This window comes from Photobacterium toruni (assembly GCF_024529955.1).
Taxonomy (GTDB): Bacteria; Pseudomonadota; Gammaproteobacteria; order Enterobacterales; family Vibrionaceae; genus Photobacterium; species Photobacterium toruni.
Genome location: NZ_AP024854.1, coordinates 767583 through 786272 on the forward strand (window position 1 = coordinate 767583; position 18690 = coordinate 786272).

At 40.5% G+C, this 18690-nt stretch carries 14 protein-coding genes and 4 tRNA genes; 11 read left to right on the plus strand and 7 right to left on the minus strand.

All coding sequences use genetic code 11. The features are described from left to right. Positions 1–10: 10 nt before the first annotated feature. The 4 genes from OC457_RS03925 to OC457_RS03940 all read right to left on the minus strand — a co-directional run bounded on the left by OC457_RS03925 (position 11) and on the right by OC457_RS03940 (position 619). Positions 11–95, minus strand: a tRNA-Tyr gene (locus tag OC457_RS03925). A 90-nt stretch (positions 96–185) separates the two neighbouring features. Then, a tRNA-Tyr gene (locus OC457_RS03930) sits at positions 186–270 on the minus strand. 89 nt (positions 271–359) lie between these two features. After that, positions 360–444, minus strand: a tRNA-Tyr gene (locus OC457_RS03935). Between the two features lie 90 nt (positions 445–534). Beyond that, a tRNA-Tyr gene (locus OC457_RS03940) sits at positions 535–619 on the minus strand. Between the two features lie 182 nt (positions 620–801). Between OC457_RS03940 and OC457_RS03945 the strand changes: the two genes are divergently transcribed. The 5 genes from OC457_RS03945 (at position 802) to OC457_RS03965 (ending at position 8171) form a co-directional block, all read left to right on the plus strand. Next, complete coding sequence (locus OC457_RS03945; RefSeq protein WP_080173366.1) at positions 802–1875, plus strand: efflux RND transporter periplasmic adaptor subunit; 1074 nt, start codon at positions 802–804, stop codon at positions 1873–1875. After that, a complete protein-coding gene (locus OC457_RS03950; RefSeq protein ID WP_080173367.1) occupies positions 1875–5000 on the plus strand; it encodes a multidrug efflux RND transporter permease subunit in 3126 nt (1041 codons plus the stop codon). The genes OC457_RS03945 and OC457_RS03950 overlap by 1 nt, the downstream gene beginning before the upstream one ends. Before the next feature lie 224 nt (positions 5001–5224). Beyond that, complete coding sequence (rluF, locus tag OC457_RS03955) at positions 5225–6325, plus strand: 23S rRNA pseudouridine(2604) synthase RluF (protein ID WP_080173368.1); 1101 nt, start codon at positions 5225–5227, stop codon at positions 6323–6325. Positions 6326–7041: 716 nt separating this feature from the next. Continuing rightward, the gene (locus tag OC457_RS03960; protein ID WP_080173369.1) at positions 7042–7350 is read left to right on the plus strand and encodes a PTS fructose transporter subunit IIB; all 309 of its coding nucleotides are present in this window, start codon (positions 7042–7044) and stop codon (positions 7348–7350) included. Positions 7351–7409: 59 nt separating this feature from the next. Further along, a complete protein-coding gene (locus OC457_RS03965; RefSeq protein ID WP_080173370.1) occupies positions 7410–8171 on the plus strand; it encodes a PTS sugar transporter subunit IIA in 762 nt (253 codons plus the stop codon). On the opposite strand, the gene OC457_RS03970 is transcribed toward OC457_RS03965, so the two are convergent. Further along, on the minus strand, positions 8168–9013 hold the full coding sequence (locus tag OC457_RS03970; RefSeq protein WP_080173371.1) for a helix-turn-helix transcriptional regulator: 846 nt from the start codon (positions 9011–9013) through the stop codon (positions 8168–8170). The two genes, OC457_RS03965 and OC457_RS03970, sit on opposite strands and share 4 nt — an antisense overlap. A gap of 164 nt (positions 9014–9177) precedes the next feature. Here OC457_RS03970 and manA point away from each other — a divergent pair, with 164 nt between their 5' ends. The 3 genes from manA to aroC all read left to right on the plus strand — a co-directional run bounded on the left by manA (position 9178) and on the right by aroC (position 14402). Then, on the plus strand, positions 9178–10377 hold the full coding sequence (manA, locus tag OC457_RS03975; protein WP_080173372.1) for a mannose-6-phosphate isomerase, class I: 1200 nt from the start codon (positions 9178–9180) through the stop codon (positions 10375–10377). Between the two features lie 838 nt (positions 10378–11215). Then, the gene (locus OC457_RS03980) at positions 11216–13117 is read left to right on the plus strand and encodes a PTS fructose transporter subunit IIABC (protein ID WP_080173373.1); all 1902 of its coding nucleotides are present in this window, start codon (positions 11216–11218) and stop codon (positions 13115–13117) included. Positions 13118–13316: 199 nt separating this feature from the next. Continuing rightward, on the plus strand, positions 13317–14402 hold the full coding sequence (gene aroC, locus OC457_RS03985) for a chorismate synthase (protein WP_080173374.1): 1086 nt from the start codon (positions 13317–13319) through the stop codon (positions 14400–14402). 107 nt (positions 14403–14509) lie between these two features. Here the strand turns inward: aroC and OC457_RS03990 are convergent, their stop codons facing one another. Then, positions 14510–15127, minus strand: a complete 618-nt coding sequence (locus OC457_RS03990) for a trimeric intracellular cation channel family protein (RefSeq protein ID WP_080173375.1) — start codon at positions 15125–15127, stop codon at positions 14510–14512. Between the two features lie 285 nt (positions 15128–15412). Here OC457_RS03990 and OC457_RS03995 point away from each other — a divergent pair, with 285 nt between their 5' ends. The 3 genes from OC457_RS03995 to OC457_RS04005 are packed head-to-tail and all read left to right on the plus strand — an operon-like array spanning position 15413 to position 17364. After that, entirely contained in the window at positions 15413–15976 is a 564-nt protein-coding gene (locus OC457_RS03995) for an elongation factor P hydroxylase (RefSeq protein ID WP_080173376.1), read from the plus strand. 15 nt (positions 15977–15991) lie between these two features. After that, on the plus strand, positions 15992–16249 hold the full coding sequence (locus OC457_RS04000; protein ID WP_080173377.1) for a YfcL family protein: 258 nt from the start codon (positions 15992–15994) through the stop codon (positions 16247–16249). A 17-nt stretch (positions 16250–16266) separates the two neighbouring features. Beyond that, on the plus strand, positions 16267–17364 hold the full coding sequence (locus OC457_RS04005; RefSeq protein WP_080173378.1) for a Wzz/FepE/Etk N-terminal domain-containing protein: 1098 nt from the start codon (positions 16267–16269) through the stop codon (positions 17362–17364). 300 nt (positions 17365–17664) lie between these two features. Here the strand turns inward: OC457_RS04005 and OC457_RS04010 are convergent, their stop codons facing one another. Further along, positions 17665–18636, minus strand: coding sequence for an OmpA family protein (locus OC457_RS04010; protein WP_080173690.1), 972 nt, complete (start codon positions 18634–18636; stop codon positions 17665–17667). Positions 18637–18690: the final 54 nt, after the last annotated feature.

The following is an 18690-nucleotide window of genomic DNA, read 5'->3' on the forward strand; positions in this document are numbered from 1 at the left end:
TTCAAAATGATGGTGGTGGGAGAAGGATTCGAACCTTCGAAGGCAGTGCCGGCAGATTTACAATCTGCTCCCTTTGGCCACTCGGGAATCCCACCACGGGATGTTGCTATAGTTATTTATTACTAGGGTAATTAAAGGCCACTTTAACTACCGAAAAACTGTGATAAAACAATTTTTCAAAATGATGGTGGTGGGGGAAGGATTCGAACCTTCGAAGGCAGTGCCGGCAGATTTACAATCTGCTCCCTTTGGCCACTCGGGAACCCCACCACGGGGTATTACTGTAATTATTCATTACTAGGGTAATTAAAGACCACTTCAATTACCGAAAAGTTATTATTAACAACTTTTCAAAATGATGGTGGTGGGAGAAGGATTCGAACCTTCGAAGGCAGTGCCGGCAGATTTACAATCTGCTCCCTTTGGCCACTCGGGAATCCCACCACGGGATGTTGCTATAGTTATTTATTACTAGGGTAATTAAAGGCCACTTTAACTACCGAAAAACTGTGATAAAACAATTTTTCAAAATGATGGTGGTGGGGGAAGGATTCGAACCTTCGAAGGCAGTGCCGGCAGATTTACAATCTGCTCCCTTTGGCCACTCGGGAACCCCACCACAAGTGCGGAGCGGATAATAACAAACATTTCAGCGCTGTAAACCTTTTTTATCATTATTGTTGAGTACTTGCTTGATTTTTCATCAGTAAGCTAATTTTTGCTTAACTTTACATTTCTTGACGTTATTCATCCTTTAGTTCAGATACTATTCGGCTAGGATTTTTATGATGGTTTTAATAAATGAAAAAAATGGTCGTAGCAGTATTAGTTGCAGCAGTATTATCCGGCGGTTACTTTTATTTTCAAGGAACGTCACATGCTGCGCAAGATAAATCATCGCTCGCGCAATCGTCACGTGTAGTGGCAGTAACAACGGGGGAGGTTAGCTCCTTAGCGGTTGCTCAATCACTATCATTAGTGGGTAAATTACAAGCTGAACATGCCGTTAATGTCGCTGCAGAAGTTGCCGCTAAAATTAAAAAAATTGTTGTTCCTGTAAACAGTACGGTAACTAAAGGGCAATTATTAATTCAACTTGATGATGATAAAGCTGTTGCTGCTTATGATGAAGCGTTGGCATACCGTAATGACGAAAAGCGCAAATTGACTGAATTTCAGCGTTTATTAGTTCGTGGTGCGATTACCAAAACTGAAATTGATGCTCAAGCTGCCAGTGTCAGTATTGCCAATGCTCGTTTGAAAGCCGCATTAGCAAACCTTAATGATCACGCTATTCGTGCACCCTTTAATGGCACTGTAGGATTATATGATTTTAGTCCTGGTCATATGGTAGCGGCAGGCGGTGTATTATTTAATTTTGATGATCTTTCTTCTATGCGTCTGGATATTGAAGTACCAGAGCAATATATCTCCTTCTTAAAGGTTGGCATTAAAGTTACCGCAAAAAGCCAAGCGTGGGGTGATCGTGCTTTTAGTGGCGAAATTCAAGCCATTGATTCACGCGTTCAACCTGATTCATTAAATATTAAAGTGCGCGTTGTATTTAAAAATAAAGATAATGCTTTAAAGCCGGGTATGTTACTTGCCGCTGAGCTTGATTTTATTCCGCAACAACAAGCGATTATTCCCGTACAAGCATTAGAATATTCTGGTACTAAGCGTTATGTCTATGTTGTTGACGACCAACAAAAAGTACATCGCACATTAGTTGAGCTTGGCGAGCGAATTGATAATAACGTGGTGATTAAAAAAGGCTTAACAACAGGCGAGCGAATTGTTGTACAAGGGCTAGTTAACATGCGCGACGGTATTATTATTAAAGACATTACTTCAACTGTTGGAGTAACGAGCTAATGTGGTTATCTGATATATCTGTTAAACGCCCCGTTGTCGCTATTGTATTAAGTTTGTTGTTGTGTGTATTTGGTATTGTTTCATTTTCTAAGCTCGCTGTTCGTGAAATGCCGGATGTTGAAAGTCCCGTTGTTACTATTATGACAACCTATAGCGGCACATCTGCAACAGTAATGGAAAGCCAAATTACCACACCAATAGAAGATGAGTTATCTGGCATCAGTGGTATCGAAAATATTACGTCAATTACTCGTAATGGTATGTCGCGGATCACCGTCGAATTTAATATGGACTGGGATCTTACCGAAGGCGTGAGTGATATTCGAGATGCAGTTGCTCGTGCGCAACGTCGTCTTCCTGATGATGCCAATGATCCGATTGTATCGAAAGATAATGGTTCGGGTGAGCCTGCGATTTATATTAATTTATCGTCATCTGAAATGGATCGAACTCAATTAACAGATTACGCTCAGCGAGTATTAGAAGATCGTTTTAGTCTGTTAAATGGCGTTAGTTCAGTCAGCCTCAGTGGCGGATTGTACAAAGTCATGTATGTAAAATTACAACCAGTATTAATGGCTGGGCGAGGTGTAACTACCAAAGACATTGTAAACGCATTAAATGATGAAAATGTTGAATTACCTGGTGGTGAAGTCCGTAATGATCAAACAGTAATGTCAGTCCGTACTGCGCGACTTTATCAAACCGTTGATGATTTTAAATATTTAGTGATCCGCACAACAGAGGCTGGTACACCTATTTATTTAAAAGATGTCGCTGAGGTTACTATTGGCGCTGAAAATGAAAAATCAACGTTTAAAAGTAATGGTGTCGTCAATTTAAGCTTAGGCATTGTCACTATGTCTGATGCTAATCCACTTGATGTCGCTAAAGAAGTACGTGCAGAAGTTGCTAAGATGCAACAGTTTTTACCGCAAGGTGCTTCATTGACGGTTGATTATGATGCTACGGTATTTATTGAGCGTTCAATTAATGAAGTTTATAGCACTCTATTAGTGACTGGCGCGCTGGTTATTTTGGTGTTGTATATTTTTATTGGTCAAGTACGCGCAACCTTGATCCCCGCTGTTACCGTACCTGTTTCATTAATTTCAGCATTTATTACCGCTTATTTCTTTGGTTTTTCAATTAATTTGCTGACTCTGATGGCGTTAATTTTGGCGATTGGATTGGTGGTCGATGATGCCATTGTGGTGGTTGAAAATGTTTTCCACCATTTGCAACGTGGAGAATCACCGTTACTTGCGGCCTATAAAGGTACGCGTGAAGTTGGATTTGCGGTTATTGCGACCACCGCAGTGTTGGTGATGGTGTTTTTACCGATCTCGTTTATGGAAGGCATGGTAGGGCGGTTATTTACTGAGTTTTCAGTGTTATTAGCAATGTCAGTGATTTTTTCATCACTTATCGCATTAACGTTAACCCCTGTTATGTGCAGTAAATTACTTAAAGCCAATGTAAAGCCAAATCGGTTTAACCTGTGGGTGAATCGTCAGTTTGAACAATTAGAAAATGGTTACCGTCGTATTGTAACGGTAGCGGTGAAAAAACGTTTCGTGGCACCATTAGTCGTATTTGGCTGTATTGCTGCTAGTGCTGGATTAATGAAAGTGATCCCTGCCCAACTCGCACCCCAAGAAGATCGTGGGGTATTGTTTGCATTTGTGAAAGGCGCAGAAGGCACCAGTTATAACCGTATGATTGGCAACATGGATCAAGTTGAAGCGCGATTATTACCGTTACTGGGTAAAGGTGTATTGAAATCTGTCAGTATTCAATCGCCAGCATTTGGTGGTCGAGCAGGAGATCAAACCGGCTTTGTGATCATGCAACTAGAAGATTGGAATGATCGTTCTGTGAATGCGCAACAGGCGTTGGGGATGATCAGTAAAACTCTGGCTGGTATTCCTGATGTACGGGTAATGCCGATGATGCCAGGTTTTCGTGGCGGATCATCTGAACCTGTACAATTTGTATTAGGCGGTGCGGATTATCAAGAATTGTTCACATGGGCGACGAAGCTAAAACATATTGCTGAAGATAGTCCGTTAATGGAAGGGGTTGATTTAGATTATGCAGAAACAACCCCTGAGTTATTGGTGAATGTTAATCGTGAGCGTGCGGCTGAATTAGGCATTCCTGTGACTGAAATAGCCGAAACATTAGAGGTGATGCTGGGTGGGCGCAGTGAAACAACCTTTGTTGAGCGTGGGGAAGAATATGATGTTTATCTACGTGGTGACGAAAATAGCTTTAATAGTTCAACCGATCTTAGTCAGATTTATCTACGGGCGAAAAATGGCAATCTAGTTACATTAGATACCGTGGCATCTATTGATGAAGTGGCATCTGCACAGAAGTTAAGTCATAACCAAAAACAGAAATCAATCACGCTAAAAGCGAGTCTTTCTGATGGTTATACTTTAGGTGAAGCACTTGATTTTCTTGATCAACAAGCGATTGAACGCTTACCGTCAGATATTTCGATTAATTACGCTGGCGAATCACAAGACTTTAGAGATAACCAAAGCAGTATTGCAATGGTGTTTGGCTTAGCGTTATTAGTCGCTTATTTAGTACTTGCGGCGCAGTTTGAAAGCTTCGTTAACCCGCTGGTGGTAATGTTAACCGTACCAATGGGGATCTTTGGTGGCTTAGCTGGACTATGGATAATGGGACAAGGGCTCAATATTTATAGTCAAATCGGGATGATCATGTTGATTGGTATGGTAACCAAAAATGGTATTTTGATCGTTGAGTTTGCTAACCAGTTGCGTGACAAAGGCATTGAGTTTGAACAAGCGATTGTTGATGCTTCGGTGCGTCGTTTACGACCGATTTTAATGACGGCGTTTACCACGTTGTTTGGTGCTTTACCGTTAATATTATCAACAGGCGCCGGGGCTGAGAGTCGTATCGCGGTAGGTACAGTGGTGTTTTTTGGAATGGCATTTGCAACGTTAGTGACACTATTAGTGATCCCTGCGATGTACCGCTTGTTATCAGCTAAAACAAAATCACCAGGTTATATTGAGGCGCAATTAGAAAAAGAATTGCAGCATGATTATATTGGCCGTATCAGTCACGGTGATTTGCCTAAATAAAGGTATTTAAGGGACGAGGGTAAGGTGTCGAGGATGCTGAATATATTTTTATTTGGTGCCAGAACATCAACGCCCTTTGTCCTTTACCTAACAGCTTTGCATCAAAACTACCTCTTTAATCGACAATCAGTTAAACTCCCCCTCATAACAACTATCGAGCAAGTAAACTACAATTAAGTGGTTTATTGCCCTGATCGACCTAAAGCCCTTTATAGAAGAAAAACATGTCACAAAATTCTACTGACCAACAGAGCCCAAAAGGGGTTCGACTTAATAAATTTATCAGTGATACTGGCTATTGCTCACGCCGTGAGGCGGACAAGCTGATTGATCAGGGACGTGTAACCATTAATGGCACAGCGCCTGAAATGGGTATGCGTGTAATGGATACTGACGAAGTATTGGTTGATGATAAACCACTGCGCAGCAAAGAGCGTCCAATCTATATCGCCCTTAATAAGCCAACCGGTATTACTTGTACCACTGAGCGTCATATTGAAGGCAACGTGATTGACTTTATTGGTCACCGTAAGCGTATTTTCCCAATTGGTCGTTTAGATAAGCCGTCTGATGGTCTTATTTTCTTAACCAATGACGGTGATATCGTTAATAAAATTCTACGTGCGGGTAACTCGCATGAGAAAGAATACGTTGTGCGTGTCGACCAACCGATCACCCCTGAGTTTATTGAAAAAATGTCATCAGGGGTTGAGATTTTAGATACAGTTACTTTGCCATGTAAAGTGACTAAAGAAACGAATTTCTCATTTCGTATCGTGTTGACTCAAGGTTTAAACCGTCAAATTCGTCGTATGTGTGAAGCGTTAGGTTATGAAGTGTATAAACTTCGTCGCGTGCGTATCATGAATATTACTATTGATGGCTTACCTAACGGTAAATGGCGTTATTTAACCGAAGCTGAAATTAATGAAATCCAACAACTAATTTCGCAATCAAGCGGTACTGAAGAAGCATCAAAAACGGATGCTGAAGGTCGTACGATCGCTAAAGCGACAGACGCGAAGTTGTATGATCACCGTGCGCAAGAAGCACGTAATGAGCGCCATGCTGCTGAGAAGCAGTTTAAAACTTACCGTGGTACTGGTGAGTTTAATCGTCGTCCCGATGGTGCTAACCGTAGCAGCCGTAATAGCGAAGATCGTCACAGTCGCAATGAAAGCCGTGGTGGTCGCAGTGATGCACCGCGTCGCAATAACGATGATCGTCCAGCACGTACTTCTACGCCAAGCCGTGATACCAACAAGCCAAGCTTTGGTGGTAAGAGCAACGGTATTAAGAAGTGGAAATCAAAGCGCGAAGAGTAACAGCGCGTTGTTAGAAACGAGATAGTGAGTTTCGAGAATAAATGAAAAGCGATAGGCGAGAGTCTGTCGCTTTTTTATTAGCCCACTTACGTCACTCCCTACAATGAATGCCACCCCCCCCCCGTCATTCCCTACAGTGAATGCCCGCGAGGGCGATAGGGAATCTACTAACCACGCGTTGTAGAGTTTGGTTTCTTTAAGGTTCGATTACGTGTTGAGTAGATCACGGATAGCTTCGTGCCTCAACTTCCGAGATGACGGATAATGGACAGAGTGAATGCTCGTCCCCCCCGTCATTCCCTACAGTGAATGCCCGCGAGGGCGATAGGGAATCTACTAACCACGCGTTGTAGAGTTTGGTTTCTTTAAGGTTCGATTATGTGTTGAGTAGATCACGGATAGCTTCGTGCCTCAACTTCCGAGATGACGGATAATGGACAGAGTGAATGCTCGTCCCCCCCGTCATTCCCTACAGTGAATGCCCGCGAGGGCGATAGGGAATCTACTAACCACGCGTTGTAGAGTTTGGTTTCTTTAAGGTTCGATTACGTGTTGAGTAGATCACGGATAGCTTCGTGCCTCAACTTCCGAGATGACGGATATTGGGCTGAGTGAGTGCCAAACCCTCGCTCATATCTTATCTCTTATGCTATTCTGCACCGTTAGTTACCTCACTTGGGTAACACTATATTTAACAATATTCAGGGGGATTAAAAATGAAAATTGTCGCAGTAACAGCCTGCCCAACGGGAATAGCACACACCTATATGGCGGCGGATGTCCTTAATAAAACCGCCCATCAAATGGGCATTAAGATCCAAGTCGAAACGCAAGGTGCAATGGGGATTGAAAACTTTTTAACCGCCAAAGATATTGCACATGCTGATATTGTATTAATTGCTTCTGATATTGAAGTTGAACAACGGGCGCGATTTACTGGCAGCCGTATCCATTGTGTCACCATTGAAGAAGTCTTAGTTGATGCAACCGCAGTGATTGAGCGTTGTCAGCAATTGTGCCAATAATGATTACACGAATAACTTGTGTGTTAAAAAAATAGGTCATAACACGATAGGGATAACGGATGTTAGAGCGACGGATCACCTTTTATTGTGGTGCAGCAGGTCTGCCTTCTTATCAACTTAACCAACTGAAAAAATTGACGGGTTATTTTCAATCCAAGGTTGAGTTATTTAATGTGGGTCAATTGACGCGTGCACCAGTATCACAGCCATTAAAAATGTTATCGTTGGCAAATAAACCCCATGCGTTATGCCAATTAATTATCAATGGTAGCGATGCTGAATTAGCCAACTTAGTGTTAACTGATTTTATTGCTCAATATGCACTATCGCTGACACAATACTCACCATCGCTACCGTTTAAGATAAGTTTGCCACTAACCAGTATTGGTTGGGCTGATTGCGGTGAGAATCATAAAATAGACACCATTACGCAATTAAGCCACATGCTGGTGGCGCAACAAGCGATCACTGTTGAGCAACAGCCTGCATTACAGAAAGCGTTATTGGCACGAGAAACTATTTCAGCAACTGTAATGGGACCGAGTATTGCATTGCCACATGTGATGCATGAGATGATTGCAAAACCTGCAATGGCGATAGTATGTCATCAACAGGCGATTGATTGGGGATCATCACGCGGTAATATTAGCCGTGCAATAGCGATGATATTACCAAAGCCCCCACCTAAAGTTGTGATAATGGCATTTGCACAGTTTTCAAAATGTTTATTAAATGAAGATTATTGTACAGCGTTAACACTAGCGCAGCAGCCTCAAGAGTTAAAAGCATTGATCATTGAAGCATTAAGAGATCAAGGCTAAGCGACAGAACGGTATTCTGAAGGCGTTCGGCCAGTTTTATTTTTAAATACACGGCAGAAATAATTTACATCAACAAAACCACAGCGGCTCGCAATTTCAGTTAATCGAAACGGGTATTGGCGTAACATAAATTTGGCACGTTCAATCCGTACCCAACAAATATAATCTGCGAGTCGCATATGACCTTGTTGACGAAATAAACGCGATAGGTGATTAGGGGTAATATTAAATCGATTGGCAATTGTGTCACGGCTAATGGCGCGATGGAAATTTTCTTGAATGTAAATACAGATCCCTTGATAGAGATCTTCAGTACGATTTTTTGATTGGAGCAAGGGTACATGAAGCATATTTTGAGTATAGCTGAGCAAAGCTTGTAATAAATGCTCATCCATTGGTTGCTGTTGGTGCTCTGTTGCTAACATATTAAGTGCAGTTAAAATGGGATCAATCGCATGCCCTGTCCATGCTTGAATCGAGTGTTTTTGAACATCATAAAACTTAGGGCTATCTTTAGTCTTACTCACCAAACTAAACCCCAATTGACGTTTTCCAAACAACAAACTCAACACTGAACATTCAGTATTCCAGCTTGGTTGATTCCAACTGTTGGGGGGAATATAAATTGCATCACCTCCCATTAAACTAATCTGACAGATACCATTATCACCATCATCGAGTTGGTTAATATATTCGCCTTGTAGTACCAATTCGAGTCTCGGGAAATTAACCTGATAACTAAATTGCGGCGGTTGAGTTTTACCGCCAGCAAACCAAATACGGTTAAAGCTTTCCCGTTCCGTTAATACAGAATCAATTAAATTAAAGAAAACATTGTCCATGAAATTCACTTTATGTTTGGAATGATGGTTGCAGGATTATAAGTTAGTGCTGAATAAACCGATTAAGTTTTGTTATAGTGCTGGCAGTTAGCGTATCGCGTCAATAATAATGGTTGATGCCATACCATCAATATCGTGAGCAATAATAACAATAGGATCTGACAATGACTGACTCTACCCGCACTGTCTTTTTTAAGATGGATAACGTGATCCAAGATTATGCTTGGGGCAGTGTAACATCAATTGAACAACTGTTTGCTATTCCAAATCGAGATCAAAAACCACAAGCTGAAATCTGGATGGGTGCCCATGCTAATGGTTGTTCAGTGATCACAGTAAATGGTGAAGCAGTACGTTTAGCTGATTTTATTGCCACCGATCCTGACGCAATTATTGGTGCAGAAACTCAGGCTAAATTTGCTGAGTTACCATACTTATTTAAAGTATTAGCCGCTGAAAAAGCGTTATCAGTACAAGTTCACCCAAGCAAGCATCAAGCTGAAATAGGCTATGCGAAAGAAGAAAAAATCGGTATTGCGCGTAATGCTGCTAATCGTAATTACAAAGATCCTAACCATAAACCTGAGTTAGTGTTTGCATTAACACCTTATCAAGCAATGAATGGTTTCCGTGAGCTAGCTGAAATTGTTGAATTATTTACAGCTATTGATCTTGATGTGATCCGCGATCTTGTTAATACTTTTGTTGCTAATCAAACGGATGCTGGTTTACGTAATTTCTTTGAAGCAATGTTATCACTTGAAGGTGAGCGTAAAGATACTGCGGTTAATGGGCTTTTAGCGTTCTGCCATGAAAATAACGATCAGCCATTATTTGCATTATTAATTGATTTATCAGAGCAATATCCAGGTGATATCGGTCTGTTTGTGCCTTTAATGTTGAACGTATTAACATTACAACCAGGCGAAGCGATGTTCCTAAGTGCATGTACACCACATGCCTATATTAAAGGAACGGGTCTTGAAATTATGGCGAACTCAGACAATGTACTACGTGCAGGTTTGACGCCAAAATTTATGGATGTGCCAGAGTTAGTTGCTAATACTGAGTTTAAGAGCATGGCGGCGAATGAATTATTATTGGCGCCAACAATGGTTGCTGGTGGTTTAGATTACCAGATCCCTGTGCCTGATTTTAAATTCAGCGTCTATAAACAAGTTAATGATATTGAATTACAAAATACCAGTGCAGAAATTTTATTTGCGATTGATGCACCACTAACAGTGACGCACAAAAATGGTCAAACATTGACGCTTGATAAAGGTCAATCAGTGTTTATTCCTGCTTATGCAAAAACATATTCAGCCGATTGTGATGGTATGTTTGCGCGTGCGTATAACTAAAGGGTTATAGGGAAGAGCAGGGACGAGGTTGTGCGTCTCTAGTTCTCAAGATAACGAGATTAAGCGATGGGTGAAAGCCTGTCGCTTTTTTATATTCTCGTCATTTCCTACAGCGAATGTCAAACCAACCCTCCGTCATTCCCTACAGTGAGGTTACGAACGAGATAGGGAATCTACTATCCGCGCGTTGTAGAGTTATTTTTTCGCTGGTTTCTTTAAAGATCAAGCATGCTGTGAGTAGATCACGGATAGCTTCATGCCTCAACTTCCGAGATGACGGGTAATAGGTTGAGTAAAGGCTCGCTCCAATCTGTCATTTCTTACAGTGAATATTCGTCCCACCCCCGTCATTCCCTACAGCGAATGCCCGCGAGGGCGATAGGGAATCTACTGTTCGCGCGTTGTAGAGTTATTTTTTCGCTGGTTTCTTTAAGGCTCAAGTGTGCATTGAGTAGATCACGGATAGCTTCGTGCCTCAACTTCCGAGATGACGGATATTGGGTTCTGTGATCTATAGCACTAAAAAATCACATTCTAGCCTTAGTAAAAGCCTCATTTAGATAGTCATAAAAATAATTCGATAATTGTTTTTTAAAATTTCAACATGGACTGTCGTATATAACTTATTGAATTTATTTATTTTAAAGTATATTTCAACTTGTTTTATATGCGGTGAAAATTATGAGTGATAGCTCACACAGATAGTTTGATGTTACAAATATCCAGTTAAAGCCTGTTTTGTACTCTACTTTATCTATCTGAAAAAACCGACAATATTGCCATGCTGATGACCAATACAATGTCATCGAGCCCATAATAAAATTATCGGGGATAGAATATGATTACCACCCTCATCAATGAGCAGTTGATTAACATCAACCTTAAAGCAACCACTAAAGATGAAGTGTTTGCTGAAATGGCAGATATTTTAGTTCAACAAGGTCGCGTTGCGGATAAAATCCAATTTTTAGCAGACATTCAAGCACGTGAAGAGTTAGGTAACACAGGTTTTGAAGATGGTGTTGCACTACCACATGCTAAGAGCGCAGCAGTTATTAAACCTGCGGTTGCGATTGGTGTTAGCCGTACCGGTATTGAATATGGCGCAGAAGACGGCTTGCCATCAAAACTATTTTTCATGATTGCTTCTCCTGATGGTGGTGATAATCACCATATTGAAGTATTGGCTGAGTTGTCATCAAAATTGATTGAAGATGGTTTTATTGACGCATTTCTAGCCGCAAAAACACCAGCTGATGCATTGGCATTATTGCTTGCTGAAAAACAAGTGGTAGCAACATTACCGCAAGATAAAGGTTTGTTAATTGGCGTGACTGGCTGTCCTGCAGGTGTTGCCCATACTTACCTTGCGGCAGAAGCATTAGAAAAGGCGGCGGCTGAATTAGGTTACGAAATTAAAGTTGAAACTAACGGCTCTATCGGCGTTAAAAACTCGCCAACAGCAGAAGAAATTGCCCGCGCAGAAGCGATCATTGTTAGTTGTGATAAACAAGTTGATATGGCGCGTTTTGCAGGTAAAAAATTAATTAAGACTGGCGTTAAAGCACCAATCAAAGACGGCAAAGGTGTAATTCAGCAAGCATTAGTCGCAAAACCATTTGATGCTAATGGTGATGGCTTAGAAGACGGCGAAAGTAAAGTTGCTAAAGCGCGTTCAGATCTATACCGCTTTTTGATGAACGGTGTATCGCACATGATCCCGTTTGTAGTTACTGGTGGTTTGTTAATCGCACTGGCATTAGCGATTGGTGGACAGCCAACCGATGCGGGAATGCAAATTCCTGTCGGCAGTATGTGGCAAAAAGTACTTGATGTTGGTGTGGTCGCCTTTACATTAATGATCCCTGTACTTGCGGGTTACATAGCGTATGCGATTGGTGATCGTCCAGCATTGGCTCCAGGTTTCATTGGTGGCTGGATTGCAAATAACGGTTCATTCTATGGTGCAGATGCAGGTACAGGTTTTATCGGTGCCATCATCGCTGGTCTATTAGTCGGTTACTTTGTACGTTGGGTGGCAACACGTAATTACCACAAATTATTACAACCATTAGTGCCGATTCTTATTGCTCCGATTACAGGTACATTATTCATTGCCAGTGCGTTCATCTTTGTTATTGGTGCGCCAATTGCAGGCTTAATGCATACCATGAACACCGTATTAACTGAAATGAGTACAGGTAACGTAATATTATTAGGTATTGTACTTGGTGGTATGGCTGGCTTTGATATGGGGGGTCCATTTAACAAAGTTGCGTTCTTGTTCTCTGTCGGCATGATTGCCAATGGTCAAACGCAATTTATGGGTGCGATGGCATGTGCAATCCCAGTAGCACCATTGGGTATGGGCTTAGCAACAGTGATTGGCCGTAAACTTAATATCTTTGAGCAATCAGAAATTGAAGCAGGTAAAGCGGCGGGTGCAATGGGCTTGGTTGGTATCTCTGAAGGTGCGATTCCGTTTGCAGCGCAAGATCCAATCTCAGTTATTCCTGCAAACGTATTAGGTAGCATGGTTGCAGCAGTAATGGCGTTCTCATTTGGTATTACCAATAGTGTTGCTCACGGTGGTCCTGTGGTTGCTCTATTAGGTGCGATGAATAAACCACTACTAGCTTTAGTATGTATGGCTACAGGTATGGTAGTAACAGCGCTAGTTGCGGTATCACTGAAGAAATTCCGTAAAGCAAAAGCGGATAGAGTGTTAGCGGTAGCTTAATAGATACAAGGAATAGGATAGAGATAAAAGCGATAGGTGAAAGCCTGTCGCTTTTTTTGTTGGTGGGAGGGGAACGAAACCTTAATACTCGATCCCCGCCACTACTTTATTCCTTGCTTTTCAAATCACATCTTTGCAGTATGTATTTATCACCATAATTAAAAATGCATGTAAGCATAGATATCTCACAGGGGAAGTCATGGCCGGAAATACCATAGGACAATTGTTTCGCGTTACCACTTTTGGCGAAAGTCATGGGGTAGCATTAGGATGTATTATTGATGGTTGCCCACCAGGATTAGCGCTTACTGAAGCAGACATGCAACACGATCTTGATCGTCGTCGTCCTGGCAGCTCAAAGTACACCACTCAACGTCGTGAAGCTGATGAAGTTAAAATTCTTTCAGGTGTATTTGAAGGTCAAACAACAGGGACATCGATTGGATTATTGATCGAAAATACTGACCAACGTTCAAAAGATTATTCAAATATTGAGAATTTATTTCGCCCAGGTCACGCTGATTATACTTACCATCAAAAATATGGTGTACGTGATTACCGTGGCGGTGGTCGTTCATCAGCCCGTGAAACAGCGATGCGTGTTGCTGCTGGTGCTGTTGCAAAGAAATACCTTAAACAAGTGCATGGCATTGAAGTGTGCGCTTACTTATCTCAAATGGGCGAAGTAAAAATCGATAAGGTTGATTGGCAACAAATCGAACAAAATGCCTTTTTCTGCCCAGATGCCGATAAAGTTGATGCCTTTGATGAGCTGATCCGTAACCTTAAAAAAGACGGCGATTCGATTGGCGCTAAAATTACCGTGGTTGCACGTAATGTACCTGTTGGTTTAGGTGAACCCGTATTTGATCGGTTAGATGCGGATATTGCCCATTCACTGATGAGCATCAATGCCGTGAAAGGGGTTGAAATCGGTGATGGTTTTGATGTCGTTGAACAGCGCGGCAGTGAGCACCGTGATGCTATGACACTACAAGGATTTAAAACCAATCATGCTGGTGGCATTCTTGGTGGCATCTCATCAGGACAAGATATTATTGCCCATATAGCCCTAAAACCGACCTCAAGTATCAGCGTTCCGGGGGAAACAATCACTAAGCAAGGCGAATCAGCCGAAGTGATCACCAAAGGGCGTCATGATCCGTGTGTTGGTATTCGTGCGGTGCCGATTGCAGAAGCAATGTTAGCAATTACGCTGATGGATCACTTGTTACGTAATCGTGGTCAAAATGCCGATGTCGTAACAACAACCCCAAAGATTTAAATAAAGGTTAAAGGAACGAGGAAAGAAGGTTCAGGTATTTCGAGTATATTAGTAACGACTTTTTACTTGATAACTAAAATACTCTCTTTCTTCTTTCCCAGTCACGGCTATACCTCAGCTTCTTCAAAGTTAAATACCGGTAAACTCCAACTAAAGAATACTGCAGCCATACGTAAACTAAAACCAACAACTAATGTTACTAACGTGGTTGTATCCGCTGGAACATTAAAGTGCAGCATCGTGACATATATAATGCCAGCAAGGAAAGATACTGACGCATAGAGTTCTTTATGTAATACCATCGGTTTACGACGAGTGATCATATCACGCAGTAATCCACCAAAAACGCCAGTAATTACTGCTGCAACCACACAGATAATAGGCGATAACCCCATTGTAATGGCGACTTGGCAACCAATAATACTAAAAACAATTAGCCCAATGGCATCTAGAATAATAAAAATTTTATGAAAACGGACGACCCACTTTCCCAATACTGTTGTTAATAAGCCGGCAATGCAGGTGATGACTAAATATTGTGGATGCGCCACCCAGCCAAGTGGATAGTGACCTAATAAAATATCTCGCATTGTACCGCCACCGATAGCGGTTGCACTGGCAACTAACATGACACCAAACCAATCCATGTGACGCTTACCTGCCGCCAATGCGCCTGTCATTGCTTCTGCAGTAATACCGATAATGTATAAAATAGAAAGTAACATAATAACTGTGATGGCCATTGTTAATTATGAGGATAGGGTATTGTAATAGTGACGGTTATCAACTTCTAATGAAAAGAATTTAGTATTGGATGAATTGAGCTCATGTGAAAGCCTTATTTATTCTCTTTTACAAAAATTCAAGTTCTTCTCTATTTTCACAGAGAGGTCACAAACAAGACATTATTCTAGGCATGTTATAGAGGTACATTTTTTTGCTTAATAGCTCTAAATGTTCAAACAATATATAATTCATCGGTTAATTTAAATTGTATGCAAATGAATAAAATGAAACTAGATACAAATCATGACTATAACGATCTTATTCGTTTGTTTAATTCAGTCTTTTTAGATCATTTAAATACTGAGTTATTATTAGGCGGTGATGAGCCTATTTACCTTCCAGCCTCTGAAGAACGCCCGCATCATCAAATTATCTTCGCTCGTGGTTATTATGCATCAGCCATGCATGAGCTAGGGCATTGGTGTATTGCGGGAGAAGCAAGGCGGTTATTAGAAGACTATGGCTATTGGTATCAACCCGATGGACGCAGTGCTGAAGTGCAAGCGGCATTTGAAGTGGTTGAGATTAAACCACAAGCGATAGAGTGGATTTTATCAGCAAGTTGTGGCTTTAAGTATCAAGTAAGTTGCGATAATTTGAGTGGCAACTGCGAGCCTGATAGGGTTGGCTTTACGCTAAAAGTACGTCAGCAAGTTATTAGCTATTTAACCAATGGTATTCCAGAACGAGCCAAGGTGCTCTCTGATGCTTTCCGTGATTTTTATAGTATTGCACCGTTAACAGCTGCTGATTTTGCTAAACCAATTCCATTAACTGATTACTCTTAATAGCAAGGATAGAACATGATCCACGATTATGAACACAAGCTACTACAGCTTATTGATGACAATATTGATAGCGCAACAGATGATGAACTGTTTGCTGGTGGCTATTTACGTGGTCATATTTCACTTGCAGCTGCTGATTGTGAACAGCAAGGCATTACTGATATTGTGCAGATGCAAAAAAAAGTAAAACAAAGCTTATTGGATGCTAGAAGTGAGTTGAGTCCAAGTGATTACAATATTGTATTAATGCAATGGCAACAACTATCAATATAATAAATGTGGAATATTTAATGAATGATATGCAGGTAGTAAATCATTATCGCAATGATGATGAGATTGACTTAGCTCAGTTGATAAAAACGCTTTGGCTTGGTAAAAAAGTTATTATTGGTAGTATTATATTATTTTCGGTTATTGCTATTACTTACGCATTGACTGCGCAACAATGGTGGACATCTTCAGCTATAGTAACTACGGGGCAATATAGAGATATTGCAGCATTGCGTCAGCAAGTCGCTAATTTTTACGTAGTATCCAATAATCAAGATAAAGATAAAAATAAAGAAAATGATAAAGATAATAATAATGTTGATGAGTTGAATAAATTATTAGATAGTGATGCATTATTAAACCAATATATTACTGAGTTTAATGCCTTTAATAATAAAAAAGACTTTATATTATCTAATCCTATAATGAAAGAATATGCGAATATAGGAAATAAAAAAAGTAATTCATCATTTGTTAATCTCTGGACAAAAAAAATCCAAGCAACTTTAACTAATAAGAAAGAAGAAGGGGTGTACACTCTCTCTTATCAAGCAACCAGTTCTGACTTATCTCATAAATTGTTATTATCTTATACACAATTTATTGATAACAAAGTACAAAAAGATATTTTTGGTGGGTTAGCTGCAGTAATTAAAAATCAAAAATTGATATTAAAGTCACAGCTTTTATCATTGGAAACACAAGCAAAAGAACTGAAGCAACAAGAATTAGTTAAAACAGATTATGCTTTGAAGATTGCAAATTCTGCAGAAGTGAATAAGCCCGTACCTCTGATGAATAATAATCAGCTTTTTTCTATCGATTTAGGTAGTGATGGGTTGAGTGAAAAAAGTAAAATATTAAAACAAATGACAGACTTAAGTCTATTTGAACCTGGTATTTTAATGACGAGAACTGATTTAGGTTTATTATCAACAATTAAGCTTAATCATAAGATTAAATTTGAACCTGTAAGTTATTTACAAAATGTTGGTTATCCTATTACCAGAGATAAACCTAAGCGCGCATTAATCATAATACTTGGTTCATTATTAGGAGGTATGTTGGGTGTAGCTATTGTTTTATTAAAAGCCGCATTAGGTAAAAAGGAAATTTAAATGTATGGCTGTTTACTAAGAATTTTAGGTATAACAAGCCTATTAATTAAGTCGTTGAAGTGGTCAAGTAAATTTTCAAAAGTAGTCTATCACTCTAGCGAGCATTCATTGTAAGGAATGATGACAGAAAATATTAGGTTCGAAACTTATTGTGATTGATATGACTACGAGGACTTATTCTCTCACACTTTCTTTTCCTTATTCCTAAATAAAAATCCGCCATAACCGTAAGGATATGGCGGATTTTTAGTTACATCCTACATAATTAATACGTAAGACTAAGTTTATTGTCAGTAGATATTACTGAGCAACAACTTGAGTAACTGTCTCGATATTTAGCTCAGGAGCAATGATGTCAACACGACGGTTTTCAGCACGGCCTTTAGCTGTATCGTTAGGTGCTACTGGATCTAGCTCACCACGACCTTCACTGATGATACGATCTGAACCAACATTTAGGTGAGTACGTAGTGCTTGAGCAACTGCTTCTGCACGCTTCTCAGAAAGCTTCATGTTGTATGCTTCAGGACCTTTGCTATCTGTGTGACCAACAACAGTGATAGTTGCATCAGGGTATTGGTTTAGACGTGCTTCGAAAGGTGCTAATTGTGCTGCATCACCTGTTGTGATTTTAGAACTATCGAATGCGAAAGGAACCGCTAGTTTTAGCTCATCAATTGTCGCTACAGATACTTGATCAACGTAAACAACTTCTGGAGCAACAACAGGAGCTGGAGCGCCCCAGTGGTATGCTAGAGAAACGCCAGCGAATTGAATATCAGCACCGCCTACATCTTTGTAGTATTGGTATTCTACACGTGTAGATACGTTGTTGTTGATGTAGTATTCAGCACCAACACCAGCAGTTGAAGCCCAACCATTGTCACTACCTGTTGCGCCGTTTTTAGCGTTCCAATCGTAGTAGAAAGCACCAAGCTTACCAAATACATCAATTTTGTCGTTAATAGCGTAAGAGAACTTACCTACAAGATCAGCGCCTTGTGCAGTAAATTTACCTTGGCCATTAGTAACGCTTGCGCTACCTAGGTTAGTGTAACCAACTTCACCAGCAAACCATGGTGTAATTTGGTAACCAGCGAACACACCACCAGAAAGGTTTTTGTTATCTAGTTCAATATTATTTGTGCTGTCTTTGATGTCGTAGAAGCTATTACCTAAACGAGCACCAGCATAGAAAGGGTTATCTGTTGCAGCATTTACCGCGCCAGATACAAGAAGAGCAAGAGGTAGTACTAGAAAAGTTTTTTTCATAATATTTGCCATATTTTCCTAATTGTATATAGATCCGACTTAAGCCGGTAATTT

Bases quoted from the DNA above. Each gene is read 5' to 3' on its own strand.
- OC457_RS03945 (WP_080173366.1), top strand. From the start codon at position 802: ATGAAAAAAATGGTCGTAGCAGTATTAGTTGCAGCAGTATTATCCGGC.
- OC457_RS03950 (WP_080173367.1), top strand. From the start codon at position 1,875: ATGTGGTTATCTGATATATCTGTTAAACGCCCCGTTGTCGCTATTGTA.
- rluF (WP_080173368.1), top strand. From the start codon at position 5,225: ATGTCACAAAATTCTACTGACCAACAGAGCCCAAAAGGGGTTCGACTT.
- OC457_RS03960 (WP_080173369.1), top strand. From the start codon at position 7,042: ATGAAAATTGTCGCAGTAACAGCCTGCCCAACGGGAATAGCACACACC.
- OC457_RS03965 (WP_080173370.1), top strand. From the start codon at position 7,410: ATGTTAGAGCGACGGATCACCTTTTATTGTGGTGCAGCAGGTCTGCCT.
- OC457_RS03970 (WP_080173371.1), bottom strand. From the start codon at position 9,013: ATGGACAATGTTTTCTTTAATTTAATTGATTCTGTATTAACGGAACGG.
- manA (WP_080173372.1), top strand. From the start codon at position 9,178: ATGACTGACTCTACCCGCACTGTCTTTTTTAAGATGGATAACGTGATC.
- OC457_RS03980 (WP_080173373.1), top strand. From the start codon at position 11,216: ATGATTACCACCCTCATCAATGAGCAGTTGATTAACATCAACCTTAAA.
- aroC (WP_080173374.1), top strand. From the start codon at position 13,317: ATGGCCGGAAATACCATAGGACAATTGTTTCGCGTTACCACTTTTGGC.
- OC457_RS03990 (WP_080173375.1), bottom strand. From the start codon at position 15,127: ATGTTACTTTCTATTTTATACATTATCGGTATTACTGCAGAAGCAATG.
- OC457_RS03995 (WP_080173376.1), top strand. From the start codon at position 15,413: ATGAAACTAGATACAAATCATGACTATAACGATCTTATTCGTTTGTTT.
- OC457_RS04000 (WP_080173377.1), top strand. From the start codon at position 15,992: ATGATCCACGATTATGAACACAAGCTACTACAGCTTATTGATGACAAT.
- OC457_RS04005 (WP_080173378.1), top strand. From the start codon at position 16,267: ATGAATGATATGCAGGTAGTAAATCATTATCGCAATGATGATGAGATT.
- OC457_RS04010 (WP_080173690.1), bottom strand. From the start codon at position 18,636: ATGAAAAAAACTTTTCTAGTACTACCTCTTGCTCTTCTTGTATCTGGC.